General features: G+C 44.7%; 24 protein-coding genes and 1 rRNA gene. 9 read left to right on the plus strand and 16 right to left on the minus strand.

Translation table 11 applies throughout. The features are described 5' to 3' along the window. Positions 1 to 38: 38 nt before the first annotated feature. The 4 genes from rpsF to QMZ64_RS06430 form a co-directional block, all read right to left on the minus strand. Positions 39 to 326, minus strand: a complete 288-nt coding sequence (gene rpsF, locus QMZ64_RS06415) for a 30S ribosomal protein S6 (protein ID WP_020453642.1) — start codon at positions 324 to 326, stop codon at positions 39 to 41. A gap of 113 nt (positions 327 to 439) precedes the next feature. Beyond that, positions 440 to 1,540 carry a redox-regulated ATPase YchF gene (ychF, locus tag QMZ64_RS06420; protein WP_265625185.1) on the minus strand — a complete coding sequence of 367 codons (1,101 nt, stop codon included), beginning with the start codon at positions 1,538 to 1,540 and terminating at the stop codon, positions 440 to 442. A gap of 180 nt (positions 1,541 to 1,720) precedes the next feature. Further along, on the minus strand, positions 1,721 to 1,927 hold the full coding sequence (locus tag QMZ64_RS06425) for a DUF951 domain-containing protein (protein WP_011201785.1): 207 nt from the start codon (positions 1,925 to 1,927) through the stop codon (positions 1,721 to 1,723). 87 nt (positions 1,928 to 2,014) lie between these two features. Beyond that, a complete protein-coding gene (locus QMZ64_RS06430; RefSeq protein WP_265625183.1) occupies positions 2,015 to 3,028 on the minus strand; it encodes a YkvI family membrane protein in 1,014 nt (337 codons plus the stop codon). Between the two features lie 303 nt (positions 3,029 to 3,331). On the opposite strand from QMZ64_RS06430, the gene yyaC reads away from it, so the two are divergent. Then, complete coding sequence (yyaC, locus tag QMZ64_RS06435; RefSeq protein WP_145652019.1) at positions 3,332 to 3,949, plus strand: spore protease YyaC; 618 nt, start codon at positions 3,332 to 3,334, stop codon at positions 3,947 to 3,949. Between the two features lie 36 nt (positions 3,950 to 3,985). Here the strand turns inward: yyaC and QMZ64_RS06440 are convergent, their stop codons facing one another. The 12 genes from QMZ64_RS06440 to rpmH all read right to left on the minus strand — a co-directional run bounded on the left by QMZ64_RS06440 (position 3,986) and on the right by rpmH (position 14,719). Next, complete coding sequence (locus QMZ64_RS06440; protein ID WP_265625182.1) at positions 3,986 to 4,834, minus strand: ParB/RepB/Spo0J family partition protein; 849 nt, start codon at positions 4,832 to 4,834, stop codon at positions 3,986 to 3,988. Continuing rightward, positions 4,827 to 5,588 carry a sporulation initiation inhibitor protein Soj gene (gene soj / locus QMZ64_RS06445; RefSeq protein WP_020453647.1) on the minus strand — a complete coding sequence of 254 codons (762 nt, stop codon included), beginning with the start codon at positions 5,586 to 5,588 and terminating at the stop codon, positions 4,827 to 4,829. The genes QMZ64_RS06440 and soj overlap by 8 nt, the downstream gene beginning before the upstream one ends. A gap of 243 nt (positions 5,589 to 5,831) precedes the next feature. After that, positions 5,832 to 6,275, minus strand: coding sequence for a carboxymuconolactone decarboxylase family protein (locus tag QMZ64_RS06450; RefSeq protein ID WP_265625181.1), 444 nt, complete (start codon positions 6,273 to 6,275; stop codon positions 5,832 to 5,834). 66 nt (positions 6,276 to 6,341) lie between these two features. Next, positions 6,342 to 7,199 (minus strand): RNA polymerase sigma-70 factor, encoded by an 858-nt coding sequence (locus tag QMZ64_RS06455; RefSeq protein WP_265625180.1) that lies wholly within the window; start codon positions 7,197 to 7,199, stop codon positions 6,342 to 6,344. A 55-nt stretch (positions 7,200 to 7,254) separates the two neighbouring features. Continuing rightward, positions 7,255 to 8,106 carry a nucleoid occlusion protein gene (gene noc, locus QMZ64_RS06460; RefSeq protein ID WP_145653701.1) on the minus strand — a complete coding sequence of 284 codons (852 nt, stop codon included), beginning with the start codon at positions 8,104 to 8,106 and terminating at the stop codon, positions 7,255 to 7,257. A 97-nt stretch (positions 8,107 to 8,203) separates the two neighbouring features. Further along, complete coding sequence (gene rsmG / locus QMZ64_RS06465; protein ID WP_165428567.1) at positions 8,204 to 8,923, minus strand: 16S rRNA (guanine(527)-N(7))-methyltransferase RsmG; 720 nt, start codon at positions 8,921 to 8,923, stop codon at positions 8,204 to 8,206. A 13-nt stretch (positions 8,924 to 8,936) separates the two neighbouring features. Next, on the minus strand, positions 8,937 to 10,823 hold the full coding sequence (mnmG, locus tag QMZ64_RS06470; RefSeq protein ID WP_035338138.1) for a tRNA uridine-5-carboxymethylaminomethyl(34) synthesis enzyme MnmG: 1,887 nt from the start codon (positions 10,821 to 10,823) through the stop codon (positions 8,937 to 8,939). Between the two features lie 16 nt (positions 10,824 to 10,839). Beyond that, positions 10,840 to 12,219 carry a tRNA uridine-5-carboxymethylaminomethyl(34) synthesis GTPase MnmE gene (gene mnmE / locus QMZ64_RS06475; RefSeq protein ID WP_165428569.1) on the minus strand — a complete coding sequence of 460 codons (1,380 nt, stop codon included), beginning with the start codon at positions 12,217 to 12,219 and terminating at the stop codon, positions 10,840 to 10,842. 335 nt (positions 12,220 to 12,554) lie between these two features. After that, the gene (gene jag, locus QMZ64_RS06480) at positions 12,555 to 13,178 is read right to left on the minus strand and encodes an RNA-binding cell elongation regulator Jag/EloR (protein WP_265625179.1); all 624 of its coding nucleotides are present in this window, start codon (positions 13,176 to 13,178) and stop codon (positions 12,555 to 12,557) included. Continuing rightward, positions 13,175 to 13,975, minus strand: a complete 801-nt coding sequence (gene spoIIIJ / locus QMZ64_RS06485) for a YidC family membrane integrase SpoIIIJ (protein WP_243942506.1) — start codon at positions 13,973 to 13,975, stop codon at positions 13,175 to 13,177. The genes jag and spoIIIJ overlap by 4 nt, the downstream gene beginning before the upstream one ends. A 165-nt stretch (positions 13,976 to 14,140) precedes the next feature. Next, on the minus strand, positions 14,141 to 14,500 hold the full coding sequence (gene rnpA / locus QMZ64_RS06490) for a ribonuclease P protein component (RefSeq protein WP_020453656.1): 360 nt from the start codon (positions 14,498 to 14,500) through the stop codon (positions 14,141 to 14,143). A gap of 84 nt (positions 14,501 to 14,584) precedes the next feature. Further along, the gene (gene rpmH / locus QMZ64_RS06495) at positions 14,585 to 14,719 is read right to left on the minus strand and encodes a 50S ribosomal protein L34 (protein ID WP_003178075.1); all 135 of its coding nucleotides are present in this window, start codon (positions 14,717 to 14,719) and stop codon (positions 14,585 to 14,587) included. A gap of 638 nt (positions 14,720 to 15,357) precedes the next feature. On the opposite strand from rpmH, the gene dnaA reads away from it, so the two are divergent. The 8 genes from dnaA to QMZ64_RS06535 form a co-directional block, all read left to right on the plus strand. Further along, the gene (dnaA, locus tag QMZ64_RS06500) at positions 15,358 to 16,698 is read left to right on the plus strand and encodes a chromosomal replication initiator protein DnaA (protein WP_009330034.1); all 1,341 of its coding nucleotides are present in this window, start codon (positions 15,358 to 15,360) and stop codon (positions 16,696 to 16,698) included. 177 nt (positions 16,699 to 16,875) lie between these two features. Continuing rightward, positions 16,876 to 18,012: a DNA polymerase III subunit beta gene (gene dnaN, locus QMZ64_RS06505; RefSeq protein WP_301441201.1), complete on the plus strand. Its 1,137-nt coding sequence runs from the start codon at positions 16,876 to 16,878 to the stop codon at positions 18,010 to 18,012. A gap of 167 nt (positions 18,013 to 18,179) precedes the next feature. After that, positions 18,180 to 18,395, plus strand: coding sequence for a S4 domain-containing protein YaaA (yaaA, locus tag QMZ64_RS06510; RefSeq protein WP_003178084.1), 216 nt, complete (start codon positions 18,180 to 18,182; stop codon positions 18,393 to 18,395). 16 nt (positions 18,396 to 18,411) lie between these two features. Next, positions 18,412 to 19,524: a DNA replication/repair protein RecF gene (gene recF, locus QMZ64_RS06515; RefSeq protein ID WP_003178089.1), complete on the plus strand. Its 1,113-nt coding sequence runs from the start codon at positions 18,412 to 18,414 to the stop codon at positions 19,522 to 19,524. Positions 19,525 to 19,541: 17 nt separating this feature from the next. Further along, positions 19,542 to 19,784: an extracellular matrix regulator RemB gene (gene remB, locus QMZ64_RS06520; RefSeq protein ID WP_243941219.1), complete on the plus strand. Its 243-nt coding sequence runs from the start codon at positions 19,542 to 19,544 to the stop codon at positions 19,782 to 19,784. A 60-nt stretch (positions 19,785 to 19,844) separates the two neighbouring features. Further along, a complete protein-coding gene (gene gyrB / locus QMZ64_RS06525; RefSeq protein WP_020449766.1) occupies positions 19,845 to 21,758 on the plus strand; it encodes a DNA topoisomerase (ATP-hydrolyzing) subunit B in 1,914 nt (637 codons plus the stop codon). A gap of 190 nt (positions 21,759 to 21,948) precedes the next feature. Beyond that, positions 21,949 to 24,423 (plus strand): DNA gyrase subunit A, encoded by a 2,475-nt coding sequence (gene gyrA / locus QMZ64_RS06530; protein ID WP_265625177.1) that lies wholly within the window; start codon positions 21,949 to 21,951, stop codon positions 24,421 to 24,423. 337 nt (positions 24,424 to 24,760) lie between these two features. Next, a 16S ribosomal RNA gene (locus QMZ64_RS06535) occupies positions 24,761 to 25,062 on the plus strand; the annotation flags it as partial.

Consider the following 25,062-nt stretch of genomic DNA (forward strand, 5'->3'; position numbering starts at 1 on the left):
ACCATCCTTTTGCTTTAGAGTATATAATTCAATTCTGTTTATTCTTCTTCTTTAACCACGATGTGGCGAATGATGTCATCACTGATTTTAGCTAAACGGTCAAATTCTTGAACTGCTTCAGCACCAGCTTGAACGTTTAAGATTTGGTAGAATCCGTCGCGGAAATCGTTGATTTCGTACGCAAGACGGCGTTTTCCCCAATCTTTTGTTTCAGTGACCTCCGCACCGTTAGTTGTTAAAATGTTGTTAAAACGCTCAACAACAGCCTTTTTAGACTCTTCATCAACGTCTGGGCGGATGATGTACATGATTTCGTACTTTCTCATTTGTATTTGCACCTCCTTTTGGACTAAGCGGCCCATTATATTGGGCAAGGAGCAATAATCCTATTACTCACAATTTTATATTATATCAAAGCTCTTGTCCTATTTCAACTGTGTTATACATTGAAACGGAAATGAATGACATCGCCGTCTTTCACAATGTATTCTTTCCCTTCAAGGCGGACTTTTCCGGCCTCTTTTGCTGCGGCCATGCTTCCAGCCTCCAGCAGATCGTCGTAAGCGACCGTTTCCGCACGGATAAATCCGCGTTCAAAGTCCGTATGGATGATACCCGCACATTCAGGGGCTTTCATTCCCTTTTTAAATGTCCAGGCTCTGACTTCCTGTTCTCCCGCTGTAAAATAAGTGGCGAGTCCAAGGAGGGAGTAGGACGCTTTAATCAGCTGATCCAAACCGGATTCTTCAATGCCGAGTTCTTCAAGGAACATTGCCTTCTCTTCGCCTTCAAGCTCTGCGATTTCGGACTCAATTTTGGCGCAGACGACGATGACTTCCGCGTTTTCAGCAGCAGCAAATTCCCGGACCTTCTGGACGTACTCGTTTCCTGAAGGATCAGCCACTTCATCCTCGCTGACATTCGCTACATATAAGACAGGTTTTGTCGTCAGCAGATGAAGCTGCTTCAACACCTTTTGCTGCTCTTCCGAGAACTCGACAGAACGGGCCGGCTTTTCCTGTTCAAAGGCCTCTTTTAACTTTGTCAAAATCTCAAATTCAAACACGGCTTCTTTGTCTTTTTGCTTGGCCATCTTTCCGACCCGGCCGATCCGCTTCTCAACGGTTTCAAGGTCAGCCAGTATCAGCTCAAGGTTGATCGTCTCGATATCCGAAATCGGATCTACTTTCCCGGACACGTGCGTAATATTGTCGTCGGCAAAACAGCGGACAACATGGCAGATCGCGTCTACTTGGCGGATGTGGGACAGGAACTTGTTTCCAAGCCCTTCTCCTTTTGATGCTCCTTTTACAATGCCGGCGATATCGGTGAATTCAAATGCGGTAGCGACCGTCTTCTTCGGATTGACGAGTTCTGTCAGCTTTTGCAGACGCTCATCAGGAACCTCTACGATTCCGACGTTTGGATCAATCGTACAAAACGGGTAGTTGGCCGATTCTGCCCCGGCCTGAGTAATTGCATTAAATAAGGTTGATTTCCCAACGTTAGGCAAACCAACAATCCCAGCTGTTAAAGCCATTGTTTCATCTCCTCTATAATTAACATCCATGTGTAGTCGTAAATGTTAAACCTGCAACAATTATAAGGATGATTACAGTAAAAGACAAGCTGACAAAACTTGCTTTTCAAGCATACAAACTAGGTGAAAATTCATTTTTCGTTGAGATCGAAAAAAAAAGCATGAGGGGGTCCGCAAAGATTAAGATTCGGACTCCTCATGCTTAACTAATATCTTTTTCAGCTTCCTTTGAAACTCTTTACGCGGGATCATGACACTGTGTGAACAGCCCTCGCACTTGATCCGGATATCCATTCCCATCCGAATGATCTTCCAGCGGTTCGTCCCGCAGGGATGCGGCTTTTTCATTTCGACCACGTCATTCAGGCCAAATTCTTTATCGGCCAACATCGTTCACCTCTTTGCTTCCTTGTTGTGATCTTATTGTACAAAAAACCACAGCGAAAGAGCAATTCTTCATGACCATAAATATATTTATTTCCATTTACTTAAAATCGGATAAAGTAAAATATTTACCAATAAATATAAATTTAATAACCCGTAAATTGGATATAAAAAAGCGATTAAATTTGAAAAGCCGATTGATGTAAAAGGCACCATGATCAACAGGAGCAGGAAGACGATTACCCATCTCGGCCAGTTCACAAGTGACAGAAAACGGCTGGACAGCCCGAGAATGCTCGAGACCGTCGTTGTGTAGATCGCGACGCAAAGAACAGCCGTCATAAAAATAAAAATTGGAAAAGGCGCGCCCTCCAAAACCGCGAATAAAGGAATTTCATAATGGGCCAGTTCACCGGCAAGCTCAACAAGGGTCTCATTGTACATGTATGAAATAGCGCCAAACACCAGGCCGCTTAATATGCTGGCAATCTTCGCTTCTCCGACTCCCTTCATCTCTTTGCCGACCGCAGACAATACAGCGACAACAGATAATATGTTCAGCGAAGTGAATGCGATGCCGGCAGGCCAGTTGTATTGATGAGTCAAATTGAGCAGCCACGGCTGATGATGAGCGGTTTGAAAAGAAATCAGCGCATACAGCAGCCCAGCCACCAAAATCGGGATTAAGTAGCTGTTAACGGACAATATGCCATTAAGCCCCCAGAAAAACAACAACCCTGTGCATAAACAAAACAAGATGACGCCAGTCCAAAACGGGATATGAAAAATTTGCAGCGTTACCCCGCCACCTGCAATCATCACAATCGTCGTCGTAAACAAGTACAGGATGATCAGCACATCGTATACTTTAGCCAGCAGCGGACCGATTAATGTTTCGAGCACAGGCAGAAAATGCTCTGATTTTTGTTCGTAGCTGATCTTCATCACAATATAAGTTGACAGGCTGAACATGATCATAAACAACAGGATAGCCAGTCCGCTTTCATCACCAAAAAACTGCCATATTTCCTGGCCGGACGCATATCCCGCACCTATTAAGCTTCCTAAAATAAGAAGCATCCACTTCATCCCGGCTCTCCACACGATTTGCTCACCCCAGCAATATAGTTTTTAAGCTTGTTTCTCCGCTTATGACACTATATTGCCGGTCCTCTATAAAAATTCATGAATCCCCTTACGACTTTTCTCATTCAAATGAATAAATTATATAAATATAATAAAATGAATTATCATATCTTCTTTTAGTAAAGTATTTTTTCCGCCTGACCAAATCGTTTCATCAAAAGCATAAAAAAAGAGACAGCTGGATATACTGTAAACAACCATTCATACTCGAAAAACACACCAAGGCACTGCTGTTACCATGATGACAAGGATGTGAAGCCTATGAATCGAAAAGGCGGAATTTTTTCTCAAGAACCAATAAATGAATATATTTCTCATTCGGATCCGCTAGCTGTGAAACAAATAGAGAAAGTTCTTTCCGTCTATTTAAAGGAAGCCGAAGACCGGCCCATCGTGATCGTTTGCATCGGTACAGACCGCTCCACCGGAGATTCGCTCGGTCCCCTCGTAGGAATGAAACTCTCCGCAAAACAGCTGACACGTTTTCATGTCTATGGAACGCTTGCCGACCCGGTTCACGCCGTAAACTTAAATGAAAAGATTGATCATATTCATCAGCAGCATCAAAATCCATTTATGATCGCGATCGATGCCTGTCTTGGACGAACCAAAAGCGTGGGATCTTTTCAAATCGGCAAAGGACCTTTGAAGCCGGGAGCAGGCGTTCAGAAAAGCTTGCCTGAAGTCGGCCACGTGCATATTAACGGCATTGTCAATGTCAGCGGCTTTATGGAGTATTTTGTCCTGCAAAATACAAGGCTCAACCTTGTCATGAGCATGGCGGATGTGCTCGCTGACGGGCTGTCGCATCTGGAGAAAGCCGGGTGGCAGCGGCGCCATGTGTCTCCAATTCAAAGAATGACCGGAAGGATGTCATAAAAAAACCATCTGCACATGATCAGATGGTTTTTAAGTTTATTCGTCTTCTTGGGCCAGCAATTCGAGAATACGCTCCAAGTCTTCATTTGAATAAAATTCGATTTCGATTCTGCCTTTTTTCTTTTGCTTTTTAATGGTCACCGGTGTTCCAAAATAGTTTCGCAAATACGACTCTCGTTCTTTGATCACTGCATCTTTTACTTGTTTCGGCTTCTTTGTTTCACGTGGAACATCAGCATTCAACTGTTGAATTAACTTTTCAAGCTGGCGGACGTTCAGCTGTTCGGACACGACCTTTTGAACAAGTGGCTCAAGCTTTTGCTTGTTTTTCAACCCAAGCAATGTTCGGCCATGGCCCATCGATAACGTGCCGTTGTCAATTAGCTTTTGAACGTCTTCAGGAAGTGTCAGCAGCCGTAAGTGGTTGGCGATGTGAGGCCTGCTTTTTCCAAGCCTTTTTGCCAGCTGTTCCTGGGTCATATCGAGATGTTTGAGCAAAGATTCATAGGCTTTTGCTTCTTCAAGCGGAGACAGGTCTTCTCGTTGAAGATTTTCCAATAGGGCAATCTCCATCATCAGGGATTCCGACAGCTCGCGCACAATCGCAGGAATGGTTTCCAATCCGGCTTTTTCAGCAGCCCGGTAACGGCGTTCTCCGGCTACAATATCATAGCCTTTAATTGACTTTCTGACGATGATGGGCTGCAAAACACCGTGTTGCAAAATGGACTCCTTCAAATCTTTTAACGATTGGTCATCAAACGTTTTTCTTGGCTGATAAGGGTTGGGCCGCAAGTCTTGCAGCTTGATTTCCTCAACCGTTTCTTCGGATAAATCAACATTTGAAAACAATGCATTAATCCCTTTTCCGAGACCTTTAGGCATTCGCAGCCACTTCCTTTGCTAATTCTAAATAGACTTCCGCTCCTCTGGAACGAGGATCATATAAAATGATCGGCTTTCCATGGCTCGGCGCTTCACTGAGCCGGACATTCCGGGGGATAACCGTTTGGTATACTTTATCGCGGAAGTACTTTTTCACTTCTTCGATGACCTGTATGCCTAAATTCGTTCTTGCATCAAGCATTGTCAGCAATACACCGTCTATCATCAGATCCGTATTTAAATGTTTTTGCACGAGCCGGACTGAGTTGAGCAGCTGGCTCAGCCCTTCCAGCGCATAATATTCGCACTGAACCGGAATCACGACGGAATCGGAAGCCGTAAGCGCATTGATTGTAAGCAGCCCTAAAGACGGCGGGCAGTCAATAATCATAAAATCATAGTTTTGTTTGACCGATTCCAAAGCTCTTTTCAGCCGGACTTCACGGGAAATGGTCGGAACGAGTTCGATTTCCGCCCCCGCAAGCTGAATCGTGGCAGGAATGACATCCAAATTTTCTACGGATGTTGTTTTGATGACATCTTTCACATCTGCATCATCTACTAATATATCGTACACACATTGATCAACATCAGCCTTTTCAACGCCGATACCGCTTGTTGCGTTTCCTTGCGGGTCTATGTCGACTAACAAAACCCTTTTCCCGATGTAAGCTAAACAAGCTCCCAGGTTAACAGAGGTTGTCGTTTTACCAACGCCACCTTTTTGGTTTGTGATCGCAATAATTTTCCCCACAATGTCACCTACTTTCACATTGAACAAGTTTCTCTCATTTCTCTATTTTAACAAAAAAAGAATCGGCCGTTTGCTTTTTTTGAATTTTTGTTTTTTCAAAGAGATCCGTTTTTTCTATTTTTCGACATAAAGAAACCATTTTTTTATCTCAGAAAAAGGAGAAGAGATGTTCAAGTGAAATGAAAGATAGTTTTATTATTATATTAATATAAAAAAAATCCCCCTGTCTTAGGGGGATTTCAATCAATCTGCTGCGGGCATTTTCCGGGTGGCGATGGCAATTCTGTTCCAGGCATTTATTGTGACGGCTGCCATGATCAGTTCGGCTGTTTCAGCTTCTGTAAAATGGATCCTTACTTCGTTGTATACTTCATCCGGCAGCCCGTGCTCGCCGATTCGCGTAACGGCTTCAGTCAGCGCCAATACCGCCCTCTCTTTTTCCGTGAAAAAAGGCGCTTCCCGCCACGCATTGAGCACATAGATCCGCTGTTCCGTCTCACCGTTCTGCCTTGCATCTTTCGTATGCATGTTTAAGCAGAAAGCACATCCATTCAGCTGTGAAGCACGAATTTTGATCAGTTCCTTTAAGACTGGATCAATGCTTGAGGAAGCCTGCGCTTTTTCAAGCTCCAGCATTCCTCTGTAGCCCTCAGGGTTTACTTTTTCCATTAGAAATCTCGTTTCCATGTCTATTCCTCCTTTAAGTGTTTCACTTATATAACAAGTGAGGAACGACGTTTGTGACAGAAAACGTTATATTTTAATGTGCTTCAGTTTATCGGGATTTGACACGATAAACACATTTTTGACGGAATCGCCTTCCGGGTTCCAAGCAAAGCAAACAGCGTAAGCCGGGCGGTTGTTTTTCATGATTAAAACGCCCTTTTGGCCGTTGATATCGACAGGTATAAAGTGGCCGGAAAAGCTTCCCTTTGAAACAACTCCCGTAAAAAACGCATAAATGCGGCTCTTTCCATAGATCGGTCTCAACGCGCTGCGTACTTTTCCGCCGCCATCCGTATACAATACGGCATCTTCAATCAATGTTTTGGAAAACGCCTCAAAGTCACCGGTTTTCGCTGATTCGATAAAAAGCCGGGCCAGTTGCTGTTCTTCGACCGGCTGTGATAATACCGAAATATCCCCATTTAGCTTCTGTTTCAGCCGGCTGTGGATTTTACGGCAGTTCGCTTCAGACTTCCCGATTATGGGCGAAATTTCCTTATAGTGATATCCGAATACTTCCCTAAACAACAAAACGGCTCTTTCCACAGGATTTAACCGGCTCATAACTACCAAAAACGCATAGGAAACCTTTTCTTTTTCTTCAACGTATTCCGCCGGACTTTGAGCTGAAAGCTCCACCTGCGGTTCAGGAAGCCATTCCCCGATATACACCTCCCGCTTCTTGCGGGCAGACTGCAGTTCATTTATGCAGCGGTTTGTGATAGATTTCGTCAAATAGGCTTGAATATGGTCAATTTGACTGATATCTTTTTCCTGGAGGTCTGCGAACAATTCCTGGACGATGTCCTCTGCATCCTGCAAAGACCCGAGCATACGGTAAGCAATTGAAAAAAGCAAAGAATGATATTGTCGATAGTATTCCATAGATGCTCCCCCATTGATATTTTGCCTAAAAAAATAAAAGCTCTAGAGGGAGCTTTTATTTCGGTATCCGGATCGTAAACTGAATATATTCTTCAAATTCCTCTTCTTCCGTATTCAGTTTGACGCCGCTGTCTTCCACCATTGATAAAGACTGGCGAATCGTATTCATCGCGATTCTCGCGTCTCTGCTGTACGCTTTTCTCTTCGGTTTCGGCTTGCGTTTATCCTGCTCAAGCATTTTGACGACACGGTCTTCGGTTTGCTTTACATTTAAATTCTTTTCAATGACTTCATGTAACAGCTTGACTTGAAGGTCGGGCTGTTTCAACGGTATGAGCGCTCTTGCGTGGCGCTCTGAAATTTCTTTTTTCAAGATCGCTTCCTGCACCTCTTCCGGAAGCTTCAACAGTCTGAGCTTATTGGCGATTGTTGACTGGCCCTTTCCAAGCCTTTGTGCAAGGGCTTCCTGCGTCAAATCGTGAAGCTCTAAAAGCCTTGCATAAGCATGCGCTTCTTCAATCGAAGATAATTCTTCCCTCTGAAGGTTTTCGATTAGAGCGACGGAAGCGGTCTCCGTATCTGAAAAATCCTTAATAATAGCGGGAACCTTCTCCCAATCGAGCGTTTGAACCGCCCGCCAGCGCCGCTCTCCGGCTATGAGTTCATATTGGCCTTCCCGCTCTGTTTTTCTGACGACAATCGGCTGGATAATGCCGTGTGTATGAATGGTTGCAGCTAATTCTTTAATTTTTTCTTCTGAGAAAATGGTGCGCGGCTGAAAACGGTTAGGAATTATATCGCCTACTGGAATCTCTTGAATTTCTTCTTTATTCGTATCATGTTCAGCAATCTCTGCTTCTTCTTCCTTGTCGCCAAGTCCGAAGAGACGAGAGAATGAATGCTTCATGTACCTACACCACCTTTAAACACTGCCATTTTTATAATTCTATTTTCTCATGAATTTTCCTTCTGTGACATCACGAAATTTGAAGAAAACGAATAATTTAACCTTCTATAGGAGATTTATTAGGTGTTCCAGGCTTTCTTGGAAATTTCTTCGGTGTCTGCGATTGTTTTTTGATGACAATGATGTTTCTGTCGCTTTCTTCAATTGGCAGCTGAAAAGAATGTACGGTTTCAATTTTGCCTCCAAGCATTTTGATGGCTTTTTTGCCCGTTTCAATTTCTTCATCAGCCGAAGCTGCTTTTAATGCTACGAATAAACCGTCTTTTTTCACAAGCGGAAGGCAGAGCTCGCTGAGAACCGAAAGGCGGGCGACAGCGCGTGCCGTCACGATGTCATAGCTTTCTCTGTGGTCTTTTGATCTTCCGAATGTTTCCGCGCGGTCATGGTAAAAAGCTGTGTTTTCCAGCTTCAAAGCATCTGACAGCTGATTCAAAAAGTGAATCCGTTTGTTCAGTGAGTCAACGATTGTGACGTGAAGGTGAGGAAAGCAGATTTTTATCGGAAGGCTTGGAAATCCGGCGCCCGCTCCAACATCACAGAGACTGTTCATCTTTTTGAAATCAACATAAAAAGAAGCGGCGATGGAATCGTAAAAATGCTTTAAATACACTTCTTTTTTCTCGGTAATCGAGGTTAAATTCATTTTTTCGTTCCACTCAACAAGCCATTCGTAATAGGTCTCAAATTGCTCCAGCTGGAAGGAAGAAAGGGAGATGCCTTTCTCCTCCAAACCGGCTGTAAATTGCTCAATGTTCATGCCGTCACCCTTTCTATTCCGCAACCTTGGCAATCCGTCCCTGCTCTAAGTAGACAAGCAGAATGGAAATATCAGCAGGATTGACGCCGGAAATCCGTGAGGCCTGTGCGACCGACAGCGGTCTGACCTCTTTCAATTTTTGGCGCGCTTCCGTTGCAATGCCTTTGATCGCGTCATAGTCGATTCTGTCAGGAATCTTTTTGTTTTCCATTTTCTTTAGTTTTTCGACCTGCTGCAAGGACTTTTCAATATATCCTTCATACTTAATTTGAATTTCAACCTGTTCAGCAACGTCGCCGGCGACTTTTTGTTCAGGCGGCGCAAGAGCAGTAACGGTTTCATAATTCATTTCCGGCCGCTTCATCAGGTCGGTCGCGCGAATGCCGTCTTTGAGCTCGCTGCCGCCCAATGAACGGATATATTCCTGATTTTCCTTTGTCGGTTTGATAATAACAGAATGAAGGCGTTTTTTCTCTGCTTCAATGGCCGCTTTTTTCTCTTGGAACTTTTGATATCGTTCTTCAGAAATCAAGCCGATCTGATAGCCGATCTCGGTCAGGCGCAAGTCTGCATTGTCGTGACGCAGAAGCAGCCTGTACTCCGCACGCGAAGTCAGCAGGCGGTACGGTTCGTTTGTTCCTTTCGTCACAAGGTCGTCGATCAATACGCCGATATAAGCGTCAGAACGGCTGAGAATGACCTCTTCTTTGCCAAGCGCTTTCCGGCCTGCATTGATGCCGGCCATAATTCCCTGTCCGGCCGCTTCTTCATAGCCTGATGTTCCGTTAATCTGTCCGGCTGTAAAGAGTCCGGGAATTTTTTTCGTTTCCAGTGTCGGCCACAGTTGAGTCGGTACGATCGCATCATATTCAATCGCGTATCCTGCCCGCATCATTTGCACATTTTCAAGACCGGGAATAGTTGAAAGCATTTTTCGCTGCACATCTTCCGGAAGGCTTGTCGATAATCCCTGGACATAGACTTCCTGGGTGTTGCGCCCTTCAGGCTCAAGAAAGATCTGGTGTCTCGGCTTGTCGTTAAAGCGGACGACCTTGTCTTCAATAGAAGGGCAATATCTTGGCCCCGTTCCTTTGATCATACCGGAATACATCGGTGAGCGATGCAGATTGTTGTCAATAATTTCGTGCGTTTCCGGGCTCGTATATGTGAGCCAGCATGGAAGCTGGTCTGTAATATATTCGACTGTCTCATACGAAAAGGCCCGCGGCACTTCATCGCCGGGCTGAATTTCCGTTTTGCTGTAGTCAATCGAATGGCTGTTGACCCGCGGCGGCGTTCCTGTTTTAAAGCGGACGAGGTCAAAGCCGAGCTCTTCAAGATGCTCTGACAGCTTGATGGACGGCTGCTGGTTGTTCGGTCCGCTCGAGTATGACAGATCGCCAAGAATGATTTTTCCTCTCAAAAATGTCCCCGTCGTCAGAACAACGGTCTTAGAACGGTACTCCGCCCCTGTTTGGGTTACAACGCCCCGGCATTCCCCGTCTTCAATCAGAAGGCGTTCGACCATTCCTTGCAGCATGGTCAAATTCGGTTCATTTTCAAGTGTCTTTTTCATTTCATGCTGATATTGGAATTTATCAGCCTGAGCCCGCAGCGCCCGGACGGCAGGTCCTTTTCCTGTATTTAAAAGCCTCATTTGAATATGAGTTTTATCGATATTTTTAGCCATTTCCCCGCCGAGCGCATCGATTTCGCGGACGACGATTCCTTTTGCAGGTCCGCCGACAGACGGGTTACATGGCATGAAAGCAACCATATCAAGGTTGATCGTTAAGACAAGCGTTTTTGCGCCTTGTCTGGCTGACGCCAGCGCCGCTTCAACACCGGCGTGTCCGGCGCCGACAACAACGACGTCATATTGGCCTGCTTCATAGCCCATATGCTTTGTTCCTCCTTTATTTTCCTAAGCAAAATTGAGAGAAGAGCTGATCGATCAGGCTTTCGTGTACAGCATCGCCAATGATCTCTCCGAGAACTTCCCAGCATCTTGTTAAATCAATTTGAACCATATCGATCGGCACATCGTTTTCGATGCCCTCCAATGCGTCAGTAATGGCGCGCTTCGCCTCATGCAGCAGTGAGATGTGCCTTGTATTGCTGACATATGTCAAGTCGCCGCTCTCGATCGTTCCTGTGAAAAACAGCGATTGAATGGCTTCCTCCAGCTCATCAATCCCTTCCTCTTTCAATAAGGATGTCGTGACGACAGGCTGATTTCCCGCCAATTCCCGAACCCGATCAAGATCAAGCTTTTGCTCAAGATCGGTCTTATTAACGATGACGATGATGTCCATGCCCTTCGTCGCTTCAAAGAGCTTGATGTCTTCTTCCGAAAGGGTCTCACTGTAATTGAGGACAAGCAAAATCAAATCGGCTTCTTTTAATACCTGTCTTGAACGTTCAACGCCGATTCGCTCGACGATGTCTTCGGTCTCACGGATCCCGGCTGTATCGACAAGCCGCAGCGGCACGCCCCTGACATTCACATATTCTTCAATGACATCCCGCGTCGTACCCGGAATGTCCGTTACAATCGCTTTTGTCTCATGGACGAGACTGTTTAAAAGCGAGGATTTGCCGACATTTGGCCGCCCGATGATAACCGTCGAGATGCCTTCTCTTAATATTTTACCCTGCTCTGAAGTCGTCAGCAGCGCCTCGATTTCCTTTTTGACCTTTGTCGCCTTTTCAATCAGCATCTTATGGGTCATTTCTTCGACATCATCGTATTCCGGATAGTCTATATTCACTTCAACATGGGCCAATGTTTCAAGAATCTCGGCTCGCAACCGTTTGATCAGTGAAGACAGCCTTCCTTCCATCTGATTCATGGCCACATTCATAGCGCGGTCTGTTTTGGCCCTGATGAGATCCATGACAGCCTCAGCCTGGGAAAGATCGATTCTTCCGTTCAAAAAGGCTCTTTTCGTAAATTCCCCCGGTTCCGCAAGGCGCGCTCCCTCTCTCAAAACGAGCTGAAGCACCTGGTTGACGGTTACAATTCCGCCATGGCAGTTGATTTCTACAATATCTTCCCGCGTAAAAGTTTTCGGCGCTTTCAGTACCGAAACCATGACTTCTTCCACGACTTTTTCCGTTTCGGGATCAACGATATGACCGTAGTTAATCGTATGTGAATCGACGGAACTCAGCCTTTTCCCGCGGGGTCCTTTATATACTTTATCGGCGATCGCAAGAGCCTCAGGGCCGCTCATCCGGACGATCGCAATCGCCCCTTCTCCCATCGGCGTTGAAATCGCAGCGATGGTATCCATGGCTTTCACCTCTCTTTTTCATTCCTCTATCTATTATCCCCATTTGTCCGGATCATCTTCCAAACATCGTATATGGATGAAAAACTTTTATTGTAATCAAAATTTAAAGATAACATAGTTTCAATTGAAGTGGAAGTGACTTGAACCGTTATCCACAACCGTTCTAAGCCATCATTACTTACTTTAACTTATCCACATGTGAATAACAATTAAATTTCATTTTCATCAACAGCTTACACCGAAAAAACTAAAGCTTAAACCGATTTGGTCTGCATTTATCGATTTTGCAACGGCAAAAAACCGAAGCCCCAATTTTGGGAACTTCGGTTTTCATGTTATTTTTTATATGAGATGACAAGGTGCCGGTTATGGTCTTCTCCGGTAGAATAAGTTTCGATATGCTGCGAGTAGCCCGCAAGCGTATCATGGATGACCTTTCGCTCACTGGAAGGCATCGGCTCCAGGTGAATGTCTTTTTTCTGCCTGGCCGCCTGGTCAGCAAGCTTCAATGCAAGCTGAGCCAGTGTTTCCTTCCGCTTTGCGCGGTATCCTTCGGCGTCAACCACCGCTTGGATATATTTGTCGGAATGACGATTGAGCACGAGCTGCGTCAGCGTTTCAAGGGCATTTAAAGTTTGTCCCCTTTTTCCAATTAAAAGGGCTGTTTTATCGCCTTTCAACTGAAAAACCACTCGTTTTGACTCCTCTTCTGCCGTCACCTGGGCTTGTATTCCCATATTCGAAATTACATTTTCCAAATACTGTTTCGCTTCTTTAACCGGGTCTATTTTTTCCCGAATGTTCACGACTGCAGACCGATGACCGAAAATGCCAAATACTCCCTTTTTTCCTTCATCAACTACGTCGACTTCGACATCATCTGCATGAAGGCCCAGCTGTTCAAGCCCGGATTGCACTGCTTCATCGACGGTACGTCCAGTAGCAGTCAGTTCCTTCACTTTTTCTTACCTCCGGATTTTTTTCCTCCGGCTGCCGCTTCCTGCCTCTCTGCCTTTAAATCAGGCCCTTTGATAAAGAAGGTTTGAGCAATCATGAATAAGTTACCGACTACCCAGTACAGGGAAAGAGCCGCCGGGAAACTGACCGCAAATACAACGATCATGATCGGCATCAGCCAAAGCATCATCGCCATCTGCGGATTTTGCTGCGCTGTTCCCGCCATCATCAGCTTTTGCTGAATGAATGTGAACACACCGGCGAGAATCGGCAAAATGAAATACGGATCACGCTCCCCAAGGTCAAACCATAAAAAGCTGTGTTCTGCGATTTCCCGCGTTCTCATAATGGCATGATAGAATCCGATTAAAATCGGCATTTGAATTAAGATCGGGAAACATCCGGCAAGCGGGTTAACCCCGTGCTTCTGCATGAGAGCCATCGTTTCCTGTTGAAGCTTCTGCTGCGTTTTTTGATCTTTAGAACTGTATTTTTCGCGAAGTTTTTGCATTTCAGGCTGGAGGGCCTGCATCGCTTTCGAACTCTTCGTCTGCTTGATCATCAGCGGCAAAATTAAAAGTCTGACTAAGATCGTGACGATGATAATCGCGAGTCCGAAGTTTTCATTCGTTAAATTTGCTACATACGTGATCAGCTGTGACAACGGGTATACAATATACGTGTTCCAAAACCCTTCGCTTTCTGCAGTGATCGGCTGGTTGATTTCCGTACATCCAGCTAACAGCACGATAACGCCGATCATACTGAACAATAATAAAATTCGCCTCTTCAACAATATTTCCTCCTAAATCTTCATTCTTCAACCGGTGTTATTCGGTTATGACCATTAAAAAGACATACTTTCTCGTATTTTATCATCTTTCTCCCCGAATGGGCGACGACATTTTTCAGGAGCTAAAGGAAGCGCTTAAAAATGAGGGCCATAACATCTTTTTAACCCGGACTATGATGGCTGATTCGGTTTTTTCCGGTAGACAAACGACTTTCTGAAAAGGTGCTGCAAACTTTTTTTCGTCTCTTCATATGACAATTCAGCTGCAGGCTTTCTTGCGATGATAATGTAGTCATTTTCTTGTTTTAACAGATCCCGCTCTTCCTGGATGACCTGGCGAATCAGCCGCTTTACCCGGTTGCGCACAACTGCGTTTCCGATTTTCTTGCTGACCGACAGTCCCACCCGAAACTCTTTCGCCTCAGGCTGGTGAAGCACGTATAAAACATATTGCCGGTTTGCCATCGATTTGCCTTTTTTAAATACTTTTTGAAAATCTTCATTTTTCTTTAATCGATTTCGCTTTTTCATATCTTCTTTCACTCCGATAACAAGCTGGCAAATGGGCCTGGTCATTCCTCTATGTAAAAAAGACCACTGACATTATTCAGTGGCCTAAGCTGATAATACTTTTCTTCCTTTGCGGCGACGACGTGCTAATACAAGACGTCCATTTTTAGAACTCATACGGCTGCGAAAGCCATGAACTTTGCTGCGCTTACGGTTATTTGGTTGAAATGTTCTTTTCATGTATGACACCTCCCTCGAGGAATAGCTGTTAAAGACAGTCTAATTTATTATATTGGGATGAGCAGTTCATTGTCAACTTCGCTCACACATTTCTTTTTTGCACCATAATAGGATAACACATATCAATTTTCTTCGAAAGCCTAATTTCATTTTTCCTCAATTTTAGCTTAAAAGATTTTTTTGGAAGCGGGAAAATGGGAAGAGCGAAGCAAAAAAAAGCCAGTGTGGATATCTTTCGCCTCGTTTTTTCTATCCACAATCATTATCGACAACATTTTCACAAAACTAACTGCTGTGGACAATATTTCTTCAACAGTTTGTATAGTGTGTGGATAAGTTCCTCACAACCATTGCAACCACTCGCTTATTCTGATATTATATTTGTGTTTTAACTCTTGATAACAAATTGGCTGCCAATCCATTATCCACAAACTGTGGATAAGTTGTGGAAAGTTTTTTCACAGGGTGTGCAGTAATTTGTCCACATCTTGTGAAGAGTGTCGAAAAGACGTTTTTCTACTATATTATATGTTTTCAACATTTCATTAACGAATGGACTCATCCATTTGCTCTTTTTTTGTGTTCTATAACAGGTTGGACAAGCAAATATGCTGGTAAAGGAGGGACGAACCGCCATTATGAAAAACATATCGGATCTTTGGAATCAAGCTTTGGGGCAGATCGAAAAAAAATTGAGCAAGCCCAGCTTTGAAACATGGATGAAATCGACAAAGGCCCATTCATTGCAGGGCGATACGCTGATCATCACCGCACCGAACGAGTTCGCAAGAGACTGGCTTGAATCAAGATACCTGCACCTGATTGCCGATACGATCTACGATCTGACAGGAGAAGAATTGAGCATTAAATTTGTCATTCCGCAGAATCAAAATGAAGAAGATTTTATGCCTAAGTCTCCAATCAAAAAAATGTCGAAAGAAGAACCGGCTGATTTTCCGCAAAACATGCTGAATCCCAAATATACATTCGATACGTTCGTTATCGGTTCAGGAAACCGATTCGCCCATGCGGCGTCTTTGGCAGTGGCCGAAGCCCCGGCGAAAGCTTACAATCCGCTGTTTATTTATGGGGGAGTCGGACTTGGAAAGACTCACTTAATGCATGCGATCGGGCACTATGTCATCGATCACAATCCATCTGCAAAAGTGGTTTATTTGTCATCTGAGAAATTTACAAATGAATTCATTAACTCGATCCGTGACAATAAAGCTGTCGATTTTCGCAATCGCTATCGAAATGTTGACGTTCTTTTGATAGATGATATTCAATTTTTAGCCGGAAAAGAACAAACGCAAGAGGAATTTTTCCATACGTTTAATACGCTGCATGAAGAAACAAAGCAGATCGTCATTTCCAGTGACCGGCCTCCAAAAGAGATCCCAACGCTTGAAGACCGTTTGCGCTCCCGTTTTGAATGGGGATTGATCACAGACATCACGCCTCCTGATCTGGAAACAAGAATTGCGATTTTAAGAAAGAAAGCAAAAGCAGAAGGACTTGATATCCCGAATGAAGTCATGCTTTATATTGCCAATCAGATCGACAGCAATATCAGGGAGCTGGAAGGAGCATTAATCAGGGTTGTCGCATATTCTTCCCTGATCAATAAAGACATCAACGCCGATCTGGCTGCCGAAGCTTTGAAAGATATCATTCCGTCTTCAAAGCCGAAAGTCATTACGATCAAAGACATCCAAAGAATTGTCGGCCAGCAGTTCAATATCAAGCTGGAAGATTTCAAGGCGAAGAAACGGACAAAATCGGTAGCTTTTCCGAGGCAGATCGCTATGTATCTATCAAGAGAAATGACAGATTCTTCTCTTCCGAAGATCGGCGAAGAGTTTGGCGGACGCGACCACACGACCGTCATCCATGCCCATGAGAAAATATCAAAACTGCTGAGCGATGATGAACAGCTCCAGCAGCAGATTAAAGAAATTAAAGAGCAGCTGAGATAAGTGGTGAGCGGGAAAGTGTGAATAACTTGAACATAGTCTTACACAGTCTGTCCACATGTGGATAGGCTGTATTTCCGTTCGTTTTTTACACTTATCCACAAATCCACAGCCCCTACTAGTACTTCTGCTATTTTTATAAAACATAATAATTAATAGATTCCTGCAAGGAGGATGATTATGAAGTTTACAATTCAAAAAGACCGCCTAGTCGAAGGTGTCCAAGATGTGTTAAAAGCCGTTTCTTCAAGAACGACGATTCCGATCTTAACCGGTATTAAAATTGTGGCCTCTGATGAAGGAGTCTCTCTGACAGGCAGCGATTCCGATATTTCGATTGAATCGTTTATCCCGAAAGAAGACGGCGATTTAGAGGTCGTGACAATTGAACAGCCCGGCAGCATTGTGCTTCAAGCCCGTTTTTTCAGTGAAATTGTCAAAAAGCTGCCGATGTCAACGGTGGAAATCGAGGTTCAAAATCAATACTTAACGATCATCCGCTCCGGCAAAGCAGAGTTTAACTTAAACGGTTTAGATGCGAGCGAATATCCGCTTTTGCCGCAAATTGAAGAGCATCACGCTTTTCAAATTCCGACCGATCTGCTGAAAAACCTGATCCGCCAAACCGTTTTCGCAGTGTCCACCTCAGAAACACGCCCAATCTTGACAGGTGTAAACTGGAATGTCACAAGCGGTGAATTAATATGCACTGCGACGGATAGTCACCGTCTGGCGCTAAGAAAAGCTAAGCTCGACATTCACGAAGACAGTTCTTACAATGTCGTCATCCCAGGAAAAAGCTTAACCGAGCTGAGCAAGATCCTTGATGACCACCAGGAGCTTGTCGATATTGTAATTACCGAAACACAAGTGCTGTTTAAAACAAAAAACGTGCTGTTTTTCTCCAGGCTGCTTGACGGAAATTATCCGGATACAAACCGCCTGATTCCTCAGGAAAGCAAAACGAACCTGATCGTCAATACAAAGGAATTTCTTCAGGCGATCGACAGGGCTTCGCTCTTGGCGAGAGAAGGACGAAACAATGTGGTGAAACTTTCCGCAGCCGCCAATGAGTCGATCGAAATTTCTTCAAACTCTCCGGAAATCGGAAAGGTTGTCGAGACGGTGAATGCCGAGCAGATTGAAGGGGAAGACTTAAAGATATCCTTTAGTCCGAAATATATGCTGGATGCCCTTAAAGTTCTTGAAGGAGAGGACATTCACGTGAGTTTCACGGGCGCTATGAGGCCTTTTCTGATCCGTACGCCGAATGACGATTCGATCGTCCAATTAATTCTTCCTGTCCGGACGTATTAATTTGTTGGAATAGAAAGTTGCCGGCTGGTCCGGCAGCTTCTCTTATTTTTTCGGGAGAAAAGCGCTCTCGCCCTGCCTTGGTTGTTCATACCGCAAGTTTCCCCTTTCCTTCTTTCCCTGTTTTTTAGTACAATTAGATATTAGTGATATTGAAAGAGGTCGATATAATGACAAAGACGGTGGCTATTGATACAGAGATGATTACCCTCGGCCAGTTTTTGAAATTGGCGGATGTCATTCAGTCCGGAGGAATGGCAAAATGGTTTTTATCGGAATATGAAGTACTCGTCAATGACGAGCCGGATAACCGCCGCGGACGAAAACTGTATGTCGGAGATGTGGTGACGATTGAAGGATTCGGTTCATTTCAAGTCGTCGGCTAAAAGCAGGTGGTATTGATTGTATATCCAAAATCTAACATTGTCGTCTTACCGTAATTATGAGCGCCTTGACCTTCAATTTGAGAACAAAGTGAACGTGATTATCGGAGAGAACGCTCAAGGAAAAACGAATTTGATGGAAGCGATCTATGTGCTTGCGATGGCCAAATCCCATCGGACGTCAAATGATAAAGAACTCATACGATGGGATGAAGACTATGCTAAAATAGAAGGCAGGGTCATTAAAAAAAACGGTTCTGTTCCCATTCAGCTCGTGATTTCCAAAAAAGGAAAAAAAGGTAAAGTTAATCATATTGAACAGCAGAAGCTGAGCCAGTATGTCGGGGCTGTCAACACGATTATGTTCGCGCCGGAGGATTTAAACCTTGTAAAAGGAAGTCCTCAGGTCAGAAGAAGGTTTCTCGATATGGAAATCGGCCAAGTATCACCTGTCTATCTTCATGACCTTTCTCTTTACCAAAAAATCCTTTCACAACGGAATCATTTCCTGAAACAGCTTCAAACGAGAAAGCAAACCGATCAAACGATGCTTGACGTGCTGACGGAACAGCTGACGGAATTCGCAGCAAAGGTTGTGATGAAACGGCTTCAGTTTGTCGATCAGCTTGAAAAATGGGCTCAGCCCATTCATTCCGGAATTTCAAGAGGTCTGGAAGAGCTGACGCTAAAGTATCATACGTCTCTTCACGTATCAGATTCGCCCGATTTGTCGAAAATGATCAATAGTTATCAAGAAACGTTTTCTAAATTAAGAGATAAAGAAATAGAACGGGGGGTATCTCTGTCAGGTCCCCACAGGGATGATGTTCTCTTCTACGTCAATGGCCGTGATGTGCAGACTTACGGATCGCAGGGCCAGCAGCGAACGACTGCATTGTCACTTAAATTGGCTGAAATCGATTTGATTCAGGAAGAGATAGGAGAATACCCGATTTTGCTTTTGGATGATGTTTTATCAGAGCTGGACGACTATCGGCAGTCTCACTTGCTCCACACCATTCAAGGCCGTGTTCAAACTTTCGTAACAACGACAAGCGTTGATGGAATTGATCATAAAACCTTAAACGAAGCGGAAATCTTTCGAGTTGAAAATGGCACGCTATCGGACTGAGAAAATGGGGTGAGGGATTGTATATCCACTTAGGTGACGATTTTGTCGTCTCAACGCGTGAAATTGTGGCTATTTTTGATTACAAGGCAAAGACATCGCCGATTGTTGAAGAGTTTTTAAACAAGCAAAAACAGCTGATTGTCTCTTCTAACAGCACGCCGAAGTCAATTGTTGTCACATTACAATCGATTTATTTTTCTCCTTTAGCCTCAAGCACGTTGAAAAAACGGGCGCAATCCAAGCCGGAAATCGATTCATAAAAGAATCTTAACTATAAATTTATTATGTTTGAAGAAAAGTGTAGGTGAATGTGCGTGGCAATGGAACAGCAAAATAATTACGATGAAAATCAGATACAGGTTCTAGAGGGATTGGAAGCCGTTCGGAAAAGACCCGGAATGTACATCGGGTCGACAAGCGGCAAAGGTCTGCACCATTTAGTATGGGAAATTGTCGATAACAGCATCGATGAAGCATTGGCCGGTTACTGCACTGAAATCAATGTCGAAATTGAAAAAGACAACAGCATCACTGTAAAAGACAACGGACGGGGGATTCCTGTCGGTATTCACGAGAAGATGGGCCGTCCCGCTGTTGAAGTCATCATGACTGTCTTGCACGCCGGAGGAAAGTTTGACGGAAGCGGATATAAAGTTTCAGGCGGTCTGCACGGCGTTGGTGCTTCTGTTGTTAACGCCCTTTCAACCGAGCTCGATGTAACGGTTTACAGAGATGGAAAAGTCCATTATCAGGAATTTGAACGGGGCGTTCCGAAAGCTGATCTGAAAGTCATCGGAGAGACGGAAGTGACGGGAACGACCACTCACTTCAAGCCTGATCCGGAAATATTCACGGAAACGACTGAATACGACTATGATACACTTGCCACTCGTGTCCGGGAGCTCGCTTTCTTGACAAAAGGCGTCAAAATCACGATCGAAGATAAACGAGATGGAAAAGAACGCAAGAATGAATACTGCTATGAAGGCGGTATTAAAAGCTATGTTGAACATTTGAACCGTTCGCGGGAAGTTGTTCATGAAGAGCCGGTCTACATTGAAGGATCCAAAGACGGCATTACCGTCGAGGTGGCGCTTCAATACAACGACAGCTATACCAGCAACATTTATTCATTTGCCAACAACATTCATACGTATGAAGGCGGAACGCATGAAGCCGGCTTTAAGACCGGTTTGACGAGGGTCATCAATGATTACGCGAGAAGGAACGGCGTATTCAAAGAAAGCGATCCAAACTTAAGCGGGGAAGACGTCCGAGAAGGGTTGACAGCGATCATTTCAATCAAGCACCCGGATCCTCAATTTGAAGGTCAGACGAAAACAAAGCTTGGCAACTCAGAAGCGCGTACGATAACAGATGCGCTATTTTCAGAAGCGCTCGAAAAATTTCTGCTTGAAAACCCGGATTCAGCGAAAAAAATCGTTGAAAAAGGGGTTATGGCTGCCAGAGCACGAATGGCTGCAAAGAAAGCGCGCGAATTGACGCGCAGAAAAAGCGCCCTTGAAGTGTCAAATCTGCCAGGGAAACTGGCTGACTGTTCTTCTAAAGACCCGACGATTTCCGAACTTTACATCGTTGAGGGTGACTCTGCGGGCGGATCGGCAAAACAGGGCCGCGATCGTCATTTCCAAGCCATTTTGCCTTTGAGAGGGAAAATCTTGAACGTCGAAAAAGCACGCCTGGACAAAATTTTGTCCAACAATGAGGTTCGTTCTATGATCACCGCACTTGGCACCGGAATCGGGGAAGATTTCAATCTTGAAAAAGCCCGCTACCACAAAGTCGTGATTATGACGGATGCCGATGTCGACGGTGCCCACATCAGAACATTGCTGCTGACCTTTTTCTACCGCTACATGAGGCAGATCATCGAACAAGGATATGTCTACATCGCTCAGCCGCCGCTTTACAAAATACAGCAGGGGAAACGCGTTGAGTATGCGTACAATGACCAGCAGCTCGAAGAAATTTTAAAAGAGCTTCCGCAAAATCCGAAGCCAGGCCTGCAGCGCTATAAAGGTTTGGGCGAGATGAACGCGACACAGCTTTGGGAAACGACGATGGATCCTGAAACGCGGACATTGCTTCAAGTAACGCTCAAAGATGCGATCGATGCGGATGAAACCTTTGAAATGCTGATGGGCGACAAGGTTGAGCCGCGCCGCAACTTTATCGAAGAGAATGCCCGATATGTGAAGAATTTGGATATTTAATGATTGTAAGACCTTATTTTCGCTTATTTGAAATAAGGTCTTTTCTAGAATGAGCCTTTGACGCTCTAGTCATTTGATGTGTATAAAATCAAGATTATTGATATAATGGAGAATAGCCTAATTCGTTGAAGAGTATAAATACAAATCTACTCCCACACAACTCATGTAGATTCTCCAGGGAGGTTTTTTAATGAGTGAACAACATAAGCCCCAAGTTCAGGAAGTCAATATCAGTCAGGAAATGCGCACATCTTTTTTAGATTACGCAATGAGTGTTATTGTTTCCCGCGCTCTTCCGGACGTAAGAGACGGTCTGAAGCCGGTGCACAGAAGAATATTGTATGCGATGAACGACCTTGGGATGACAAGTGATAAGCCGTATAAAAAATCCGCGCGTATTGTCGGCGAAGTTATCGGTAAGTACCACCCGCATGGTGATTCTGCTGTTTACGAAGCGATGGTCAGAATGGCGCAGGATTTTAACTATCGGTACATGCTCGTTCAAGGCCACGGAAACTTCGGTTCTGTTGACGGCGACTCGGCTGCGGCCATGCGTTACACAGAAGCGAGAATGTCTAAAATATCAATGGAAATTCTGCGCGACATCAATAAAGACACAATCGATTACCAGGACAACTATGACGGATCGGAAAAAGAGCCTGTTGTCATGCCCGCGAGATTTCCAAACCTGCTTGTCAACGGAGCGGCCGGTATTGCTGTAGGTATGGCTACGAACATTCCGCCGCATCAGCTCGGTGAAGTCATTGACGGGGTCTTGGCGGTCAGCAAGAACCCTGATATTACGTTGCCGGAATTGATGGAAATCATTCCTGGACCTGATTTCCCTACAGCAGGGCTGATCTTGGGGAGAAGCGGCATTCGGAAAGCCTATGAAACAGGCCGGGGATCCATTACGCTTCGAGCCAAAGCTCAAATCGAAGAAACATCTTCCGGCAAACCGGTAATCATTATTACGGAAATACCGTACCAGGTGAATAAAGCTAGGCTGATCGAAAAAATCGCGGATCTAGTGCGCGATAAGAAAATCGACGGCATTACGGATCTCCGCGATGAATCAGACCGAAACGGAATGCGCATCGTCATTGAACTGAGAAGGGACGCAAACGCTAATGTACTGTTAAATAACTTGTACAAGCAGACCGCTCTTCAAACATCATTCGGCATTAATCTTTTGGCGCTTGTTGACGGACAGCCGAAAGTATTGAGCCTGAAGCAGTGTCTGGAGCATTATCTTGACCATCAAAAAGTCGTGATCAGAAGGCGCACGGCATTCGAGCTTCGCAAAGCGGAAGCGCGGGCCCATATTCTTGAGGGCTTGAGAGTGGCGCTTGATCATCTTGATGAAGTTATTTCCCTAATTAGAAATTCGCAAACGGCTGAAATCGCAAAAAACGGATTGATCGAGAAGTTTTCTTTGACCGAAAAACAGGCCCAAGCGATTTTGGACATGCGTCTTCAGCGTTTAACAGGACTGGAACGCGAAAAAATCGAAGAGGAATATCAAGGCCTTGTTGAGTTGATTGCAGAGCTAAAAGCCATCTTAGCAGACGAAGAAAAGGTTCTTGAAATCATTCGAGAAGAGCTTACGGAAGTTAAAGAGCGCTTTAATGATGAGCGCCGTACAGAAATCGTGACATCAGGCCTTGAGACGATTGAGGACGAAGATCTCATCACGCGCGAGAATATCGTTGTGACTTTAACCCATAACGGATATATCAAACGTCTGCCTTCTTCCACTTACCGTAGCCAAAAACGGGGCGGGAAAGGCATTCAGGGCATGGGGACAAACGAAGACGACTTCGTTGAACACCTGATTTCAACATCCACCCATGACACCATTCTCTTCTTCTCAAATAAAGGGAAGGTTTACCGTGCGAAAGGATATGAGATCCCTGAATTCGGACGGACAGCAAAGGGAATTCCGATTATTAACCTGCTTGAAGTGGAAAAAGGAGAATGGATCAACGCGATTATTCCGGTAAGCGAATTTGATGACGAGTCTTATTTGTTCTTCACGACAAAACACGGAATATCAAAACGCACGCCGCTTTCCCAATTCGCGAATATCCGCAATAACGGATTGATCGCCTTAAGCCTCCGCGATGAGGATGAATTGATGGCCGTCCGCCTGACGGACGGAAATAAACAAATGATTATCGGTACGAAGAACGGTCTGCTGATCCGTTTCCCTGAAACAGATGTAAGGCAAATGGGAAGAACAGCAGCCGGCGTTAAAGGCATCACTCTGACAGATGACGATGTTGTCGTCGGCATGGAGATTTTGGAAGAGGATTATCATGTGCTAATCGTAACTGAAAAAGGCTACGGAAAACTGACGCCGGCTTCAGAATATAGGGTTCAAAGCCGTGGAGGAAAAGGGCTGAAAACCTGCAAAATCACAGAAAATAACGGATCTCTTGTGACAGTGAAAGCAACAACAGGAGAAGAAGATTTAATGATCATCACAGCCAGCGGCGTGATCATTCGGATGGATATTAAAGATATTTCCACGACCGGCCGCGTCACTCAGGGTGTGCGTCTTATCCGCTTAGGTGAACAAGAGCATGTCGCGACTGTCGCTTTAGTTGAAAAAGATGAAGAGAACGATGCAGAAGAACAGGAACAGGAAGCAGACGAATCATAAAAACATGCAGCCAAAGGGCTGCATGTTTTTCTATTCAAATTCAAATATTATCTTTTCATCAGAAAGATCATGTGCTATAATTTCTTTTGGTCGCTTATAAAAGTAACAACAAAAACTTTTTCAAAAAAAGTATTGACCGCTTGTCTCATAAATGTTATATTTAAGTGGTCGCTTTGAGAGCGGCAACGAAGTTCTTTGAAAACTAAACAAGACAAAACGTACCTGTTAATTCATTAAATAAATCGCACATGCGAATGTGCGTAGTCAGGGGCCTGCACGATGCAGGTCATGCAGATGTTGTCACAGGATGTGACGAACTTAATCTGCGCTCCATTATTTCATGGAGAGTTTGATCCTGGCTCAGGACGAACGCTGGCGGCGTGCCTAATACATGCAAGTCGAGCGGACAGATGGGAGCTTGCTCCCTGATGTTAGCGGCGGACGGGTGAGTAACACGTGGGTAACCTGCCTGTAAGACTGGGATAACTCCGGGAAACCGGGGCTAATACCGGATGCTTGATTGAACCGCATGGTTCAATTATAAAAGGTGGCTTTTAGCTACCACTTACAGATGGACCCGCGGCGCATTAGCTAGTTGGTGAGGTAACGGCTCACCAAGGCAACGATGCGTAGCCGACC

The organism is Bacillus sp. LB7 (genome assembly GCF_030449715.1).
Taxonomy (GTDB): domain Bacteria; phylum Bacillota; class Bacilli; order Bacillales; family Bacillaceae; genus Bacillus; species Bacillus paralicheniformis.

Bases quoted from the DNA above. Each gene is read 5' to 3' on its own strand.
- rpsF (WP_020453642.1), bottom strand. From the start codon at position 326: ATGAGAAAGTACGAAATCATGTACATCATCCGCCCAGACGTTGATGAA.
- ychF (WP_265625185.1), bottom strand. From the start codon at position 1,540: ATGGCTTTAACAGCTGGGATTGTTGGTTTGCCTAACGTTGGGAAATCA.
- yyaC (WP_145652019.1), top strand. From the start codon at position 3,332: ATGAATCGAAAAGGCGGAATTTTTTCTCAAGAACCAATAAATGAATAT.
- QMZ64_RS06440 (WP_265625182.1), bottom strand. From the start codon at position 4,834: ATGCCTAAAGGTCTCGGAAAAGGGATTAATGCATTGTTTTCAAATGTT.
- QMZ64_RS06450 (WP_265625181.1), bottom strand. From the start codon at position 6,275: ATGGAAACGAGATTTCTAATGGAAAAAGTAAACCCTGAGGGCTACAGA.
- QMZ64_RS06455 (WP_265625180.1), bottom strand. From the start codon at position 7,199: ATGGAATACTATCGACAATATCATTCTTTGCTTTTTTCAATTGCTTAC.
- noc (WP_145653701.1), bottom strand. From the start codon at position 8,106: ATGAAGCATTCATTCTCTCGTCTCTTCGGACTTGGCGACAAGGAAGAA.
- rsmG (WP_165428567.1), bottom strand. From the start codon at position 8,923: ATGAACATTGAGCAATTTACAGCCGGTTTGGAGGAGAAAGGCATCTCC.
- mnmG (WP_035338138.1), bottom strand. From the start codon at position 10,823: ATGGGCTATGAAGCAGGCCAATATGACGTCGTTGTTGTCGGCGCCGGA.
- mnmE (WP_165428569.1), bottom strand. From the start codon at position 12,219: ATGGATACCATCGCTGCGATTTCAACGCCGATGGGAGAAGGGGCGATT.
- rnpA (WP_020453656.1), bottom strand. From the start codon at position 14,500: ATGAAAAAGCGAAATCGATTAAAGAAAAATGAAGATTTTCAAAAAGTA.
- rpmH (WP_003178075.1), bottom strand. From the start codon at position 14,719: ATGAAAAGAACATTTCAACCAAATAACCGTAAGCGCAGCAAAGTTCAT.
- dnaA (WP_009330034.1), top strand. From the start codon at position 15,358: ATGAAAAACATATCGGATCTTTGGAATCAAGCTTTGGGGCAGATCGAA.
- dnaN (WP_301441201.1), top strand. From the start codon at position 16,876: ATGAAGTTTACAATTCAAAAAGACCGCCTAGTCGAAGGTGTCCAAGAT.
- yaaA (WP_003178084.1), top strand. From the start codon at position 18,180: ATGACAAAGACGGTGGCTATTGATACAGAGATGATTACCCTCGGCCAG.
- gyrB (WP_020449766.1), top strand. From the start codon at position 19,845: ATGGAACAGCAAAATAATTACGATGAAAATCAGATACAGGTTCTAGAG.
- gyrA (WP_265625177.1), top strand. From the start codon at position 21,949: ATGAGTGAACAACATAAGCCCCAAGTTCAGGAAGTCAATATCAGTCAG.